Here is a 303-nt window from a genome sequence, read left to right as displayed (position 1 = left end):
CCCGATTCAGGAGGCCTCGCGCGGGGCGCCCGGTGAAGAGGTTAGTGAGCGCCGTCTCACTTTCCTTGGCCGTACGCAACGCCTTGTGGTGGGCCGCGCTGATCTTGGCTTCCGGTGTAAACAAATACGCCGTACCCACTTGCACCGCCGAGGCGCCCAAGTGAAATGCGGCGGCCACTCCGCGCGCATCAGTGATCCCGCCCGCAGCAATTACCGGCACTTTCACGGCATCGACGATTTGCGGCACCAATGCGAAAGTCCCCACCTGACTGCTCAAATCATCGCTGAGAAACATCCCGCGAT

1 protein-coding gene is annotated in these 303 nt (G+C 61.7%); it reads right to left on the bottom strand.

Annotated features, from left to right (window positions below; genetic code table 11):
• Positions 1-303, bottom strand: a 303-nt coding sequence (locus tag BK665_RS33900; protein ID WP_148053308.1) for an NAD(P)H-dependent flavin oxidoreductase, incomplete at both ends; no start/stop codon positions are given.

The sequence above is a fragment of the Pseudomonas frederiksbergensis genome (assembly GCF_003732665.1).
Lineage (GTDB): Bacteria > Pseudomonadota > Gammaproteobacteria > Pseudomonadales > Pseudomonadaceae > Aquipseudomonas > Aquipseudomonas frederiksbergensis_G.
This window is presented reverse-complemented; position numbering and strand designations above follow the sequence as displayed.